Source organism: Helicobacter pylori (assembly GCF_001998165.1).
In the GTDB taxonomy this organism is placed as follows: domain Bacteria; phylum Campylobacterota; class Campylobacteria; order Campylobacterales; family Helicobacteraceae; genus Helicobacter; species Helicobacter pylori_DL.
This window is the reverse complement of the sequence record NZ_MTWR01000080.1, coordinates 1-5,398: the sequence shown is the minus strand read 5'-3', so window position 1 is coordinate 5,398 and position 5,398 is coordinate 1. Positions and strand designations below refer to the sequence as shown.

The window sequence follows — 5,398 nt, the reverse complement described above, 5'->3', positions numbered from 1 at the left end:
ATGTTTTAAGGAACAGAATTTCATTGGGGGCTATCATGGATACTTTTTCAATAAGTATCTTGGCCCTGCTTATGCGGGGACTTCTCAATCAGCGAGCTATCATGCAAGGCCTTATGTGGTGGATACCGCTTTTTTACGATACGATTATAAAGATGTTTTTGGGTTTAAAGTGGGGCGTTATGAAGCGAATATTGATTTTATGAGCGGATCGAATCAAGGGTGGGAAGTGTATTATCAGCCCTATAAGACTGAGACGCAAAGGTTAAGGTTTTGGTGGTGGAGCTCTTTTGGGAGAGGTTTGGCGTTTAACTCTTGGATTTATGAGTTTTTTGCGACAGTGCCTTATTTAAAAAAGGGAGGCAATCCTAGTAACAGCAATGATTTCATCAATTATGGCTGGCATGGGATCACCACGACTTATTCTTACAAAGGATTAGACGCTCAATTTTTTTATTATTTTGCGCCTAAAACTTATAACGCTCCCGGTTTTAAGCTAGTCTATGACACGAATAGGAATTTTGAAAACGTAGGCTTTCGTTCTCAAAGCATGATCATGACAACTTTCCCCTTATATTATAGGGGGTGGTATAACCCAGAAACAAACACTTATAGTTTGAAAGACAGCACGCCTCATGGCTCGTTGTTAGGGAGGAATGGCGTTACTTTGAATATCCGCCAGGTTTTTTGGTGGGATAATTTCAACTGGTCCATTGGCTTTTATAACACCTTTGGCAATTCAGACGCTTTTTTAGGCTCTCACACGATGCCAAGGGGTAATAACACTTCCTATATCAGTAATGAAATCTCAGTAACGACCAGGCATGCCGGAATGATCGGCTATGATTTTTGGGATAATACGGCTTATGATGGGCTGGCTGATGCGATCACTAACGCGAACACTTTCACTTTTTACACTTCGGTTGGAGGAATCCACAAGCGTTTCGCATGGCATGTTTTTGGGCGCGTCTCTCATGCGAATAAGAATGCGTTAGGGCAAGTGGGGAGGGCTAATGAATATTCCTTGCAATTCAATGCGAGCTATGCGTTCACTGAATCGGTTCTCCTTAACTTTAGGATCACTTATTATGGGGCTAGGATCAATAAAGGGTATCAAGCAGGGTATTTTGGAGCGCCCAAGTTCAATAACCCTGATGGCGACTTTAGCGCTAATTACCAAGACAGAAGTTACATGATGACCAACCTCACGCTGAAGTTTTGATTTTCAATCAAATCGCAGCAAGTTAAAAACACTCCAAGGCATTTTTTAAAATCTGAGTATAAAAGACTTTGTGTAGCTCGTTTTTTAAAAGCACTTCCTAGAGGTTAAGGGGATTTAGTTGGTGGGTTGTGGGGGGTTTCAAAATGCTCCTTATCCCCTTAAAAATGGGTTTTACCATAAAATTTAGAACCATAAAACAAAGTTTTAAACCACAGAAATCCAAACGCCTTTAGCGTTTGATCGATTCACAATTTAAATATAAAAGAGCTTTGAAGCGCTCAAAGCTTTTCAAAAGTTTTTAATAAAGCGTTTTAAAATCTCAATAAGCCTTGAGCGTTAAGCTTTTTGTGAGTGGTAGCTTTTAATTAAGCGTTCTTATTTTTAAGCGTTCTTTTAGGGGGGTTAATCCTACTATTTGATTATTTGATAAATATTTTAGGTTGTTTTTAAAATAGGAGTTATAAAGAGTTCGTTCAAAGCCTAATCGCAGCAAGTTAAAAACACTCCAAGGCGCATTTTAAAATAAACATAACAAACATAGTAAAAGAACTTGTGCAAGCAAATTTTTAAGCACTCTTAGGGGTTAATCCCACTATTTGACAACATTTGATAGGGATTTTTGGGTTGTTTTTAAAGTGGGGGGTTATAAAGAGTTCGTTCAAAGCCTATAAAAGGCCTTGAGCTTTTTTAGAAGGCGTAGCCATAGACCCAATACACGCTATAAGGGCGGAAGTATTTCACTTCAGCGCCACTAGCTTTATAATAAGTGTTGTAAATCGTAGGGATTTGCACGCCGATTTCTATAGAATGCTGGTTATGGCTTTTCAAGTCTTTTTTCAAGATACCAAAGTTCATGCGTAGCCCCACATCAAACAAGAATTGGAATTTTGTCGCTGTAGGTCTGCTCGCAAGCTGAGGGCTGTTTCTTAGCGTGCTGATGTAAGTATCCCCTGCGAGTTGGATCCCCCCAAAGAAGCCCGCATTAAGACTTCGGCTACCAAAAGAGCGGCTAAACACATTGTAAAGCACATCAGTCCCCACCCCATAAGTGAGCAAATTGACTTGATTGTAAGTAGGGCCATTACCCACGCCCGCGCCGTTATAGCTGAAGAAGCCGTAGTAGCGTAAGCCCACATTCTTGTTTTCTCCAAAGAATTGCTTATAGCCGATTTTAGTGATAAACCCGTTAAACGCATTCACTTGAGAGCTGTTACCGGCAGCGAAATTCCCAAGCCATGGGTTAGCTTTAAGCTCGTTATTCAAAGCGCTAACTTTAGCCAAAGTGTTTGTGGTGTTGTTTAATAGTTGGGTAGAGCGCGCTTGATCAATATTCCCGCCATAGCTCACTTGATAACCTGTTGAATTGCTGATGTTAGCGTTGTTGGCTAGCGTTAAAGCGTTTTGAGAAGTATTGACGATGTTTTGCACCAAGCTAGTGAATTCCTTAGCGCTCAAATCATTCCCAGCGTTAGCAGAGTTGAAAACATGCTGCGCTAAAGCGGCGTCCAAAAACGCACCGGCAGCCCCACCATTACCGCTTGGCCCCATAGTGATTGAAGCTTGCTTTAGGATATAAGCGATTTGTTGAGCGGTAACCCCATTCCCATAAGCTTGATTAGTGTGGTTTTGAAAGATCCCACCCGCTTGGTTATTGGCGTTTAAGAACGAGTTCATGTAAGTCAAATAAACGCTAGCGGTGTTAAGCTTACTGAGCTGGTTGGAGAGATTTTGGCTCGTGGTGTTGTTGTTGCCTTGAAAGACATTTTTTTTGAGGTCTTGACTCAAAGTTTTGATAGAGCTAACCATTTCGTTATAAAGAGTCAGGTTACCTTGGAAACAAGGGCTATTGTTAGTAGTAGCGGCTGCAGTGGTCGCACTACCACTACTACCACTATTAGTAGCACCACATTGGTGGATATCGTTAGTGTTCAAAGTGGGATACAAATCAATCAAACTGCCTAATTGGTTCATAAAGAGGTTGCCCAAAGTCCCAGCAACATTGTCTCCTGTGCCTGCAATATTGGTATTGGTGTTGTTTGTCGTATTAGAGTTTAACAAGCCGGCTAATTCTTCGGCTTTGATTTTACCCGGGTTTTTCACTTGTTGGACCACCTGACCTAATTCATACCCAAAGGTCATAAAGCCCCCATCTTCTTCAGCGCCCACTGGATTGAAGCTCAAGCTTAACGCTAGGCTCAAAGGGGCTAAGAATCTTACTTTTTGAGATTGTGTCATTAAATTTTCCTTAATCATTTTGAATGGCTTTAAATTTTGTTTCATGTTTGTCTCTTCCCCCCTTTCTTAGAATGAATACCCATAAGACCAATAAACGCTATAAGGACGGAAATACTTCACGGTAGTCCCTGCGGATTTGTAATAAGTGTTATAAATCGTAGGCACCACTACGCCAAATTCCACCGTGTGCTGGTTGTGGCGGTTGGATTTCCCGTCCAACTTACCGAAGTTCATCCGCATACCGAAGTCAAAGAGGAACTGGAAGTGCGTGTTATTGACTTTCCCATGCAACTTCACATTGGGGTCATCTCTGAGCGTGGATTGGACGGTCTCACCGGCTAATTGGATACCGCTAAAAAAGCCCATATCCACAGAGCGGTTTTGATAGGAGCGGCTAAAGATGTTATACAACACATCAGTCCCCACCCCATAAGTGTATAACCCTACGCTGTTTTGAGTGGATCTAAAGCCCACGCTCGCTCCGTTATAAGAAAAGAAACCATAATAGCGCAAACCGATATTCCTTTTCTTCCCAAAGAATTGCTTATAGCCTATTTTGGTGTAAAACCCGTTTAAAATATTCGTCGCACGGCTGTTCCCGGCTCTGAATTGGGGCAAGTAAGGCATGCTCCTCACTTGATTATTGAGCGCATTGATTTTATCCAAAGTTACTTGCGCGTTATAAAGAGCGTTAGGGAGCTGACTAGCGCGCCCTTGCACAGCGTTAGCTTGGTTGGAATTTATCTCAGCGCTATTAACCGCGCTCCCGCTAATGGTGTTTTTAGTGAGCTCGTTATAAACCGCTTGAGATTGATCAATGATGCCTTGCACCAAACCTGTAAAAGCGGCCGAATTGAATTCCTTATTCCCAATGTTGGCGGCTACGGTAGAGTTGAAAGCTTCTAAGAGCAATTCATCTTGCTTGAGCAAGTTGGCTGCGTTATTGAGAATAGTTTGTTGGCCTTGAAGGTATTTAATAGCGTTTTCAGAGTAAGTTTGACCATTTTGACCAGTCGCACCACTAGCTCCACTAGTTCCATTTTTCTCTAAAGCCTTATTCATCGCATTAAAAAACACATTCGCCGCATTCAAGTAGGTGAGCTGTTGTTGCATGTTGGGGAAATTGGTGTTCGTGCCGTAGTTAGTCTGGCTGCCGATCGTGCTTAAAATCCTATCAGTCAAGCTAGGGAGCCAGTAATAGCCCGCAGCGGTGCAAGCGCTTTGAGTGTTAAGAGTTGAGCCACCAGCCGTCCCTGCAGCCGCGCAAGTCCCACTGCCTACCGCACCGCTTAAAAGAGCGTTCGCAGACACATTGCTACTATTGAGTTTCGTGGGATACGCCCCTAAAAGCGAATAAAGGTATTGGGAGAAAGCGTTACTCAACGCCCCTGCGACATTGCCTCCGGTGTTGTTGTTTAAAATGTTGTTCGTTACATTAGCGTTAAGCTCTCTGGCGAGTTCGTCGCTTTTAGCGCCGCCTGGGTTTTGGACATCTTGCATGACTTGCCCAAGCTGATAACCGACGGTGAAAAACCCTCCATCATCTTCGGCATAACTTATGCTAGCGCAAAGGGCTAGACTAAGAAACAGCGTTCTATTTTTCTTTATCATGATTTTCCTTATCAATGGGATGCTCCTTGATTGAGTTTAAATTTGGGATTTAAGTTACATCAGTAAATAATGTCTAGTAATACAAATTATTAGATGTAATTGTGATATTTTCACATATGAAAAATTAAACTAACCTTAAAAATCCCCTTAAAGACCCCTTATAAAGCAATAAAGTTACAACAATTGGAACGCTTTTTACAAAAAAAAAAAAAAACAAGATTTCATGGGGGGATTAGCCTTAAATTTTTGGGGTTTTAAAAACGCTTTTTGGCATTTTTAGTTTTTTAAACTATAATCACGCCAACGCAAATAATGATTTTAAGTTATCTCTTT

Annotated in this window: 3 protein-coding genes; 1 reads left to right on the top strand and 2 read right to left on the bottom strand. The window is 41.7% G+C overall.

Features of this window, described 5'->3' with window-relative positions; translation table 11 throughout:
* The coding region (hofG, locus tag BZK24_RS08020; protein WP_077657112.1) for an outer membrane beta-barrel protein HofG at window positions 1-1,219 on the top strand (1,219 nt) is incomplete at its 5' end.
* Window positions 1,220-1,906: 687 nt separating this feature from the next.
* Here the strand turns inward: hofG and alpB are convergent.
* Window positions 1,907-3,499, bottom strand: a complete 1,593-nt coding sequence (gene alpB, locus BZK24_RS08015; RefSeq protein WP_077657111.1) for a Hop family adhesin AlpB — start codon at window positions 3,497-3,499, stop codon at window positions 1,907-1,909.
* Window positions 3,500-3,520: 21 nt separating this feature from the next.
* Window positions 3,521-5,065 (bottom strand): Hop family adhesin AlpA, encoded by a 1,545-nt coding sequence (gene alpA / locus BZK24_RS08010; RefSeq protein ID WP_077657110.1) that lies wholly within the window; start codon window positions 5,063-5,065, stop codon window positions 3,521-3,523.
* Window positions 5,066-5,398 lie beyond the last annotated feature (333 nt).

Excerpts from the sequence above, each read along its gene's own strand:
- alpA (WP_077657110.1), bottom strand. The coding sequence starts at position 5,065 with ATGATAAAGAAAAATAGAACGCTGTTTCTTAGTCTAGCCCTTTGCGCT.
- alpB (WP_077657111.1), bottom strand. The coding sequence starts at position 3,499 with ATGAAACAAAATTTAAAGCCATTCAAAATGATTAAGGAAAATTTAATG.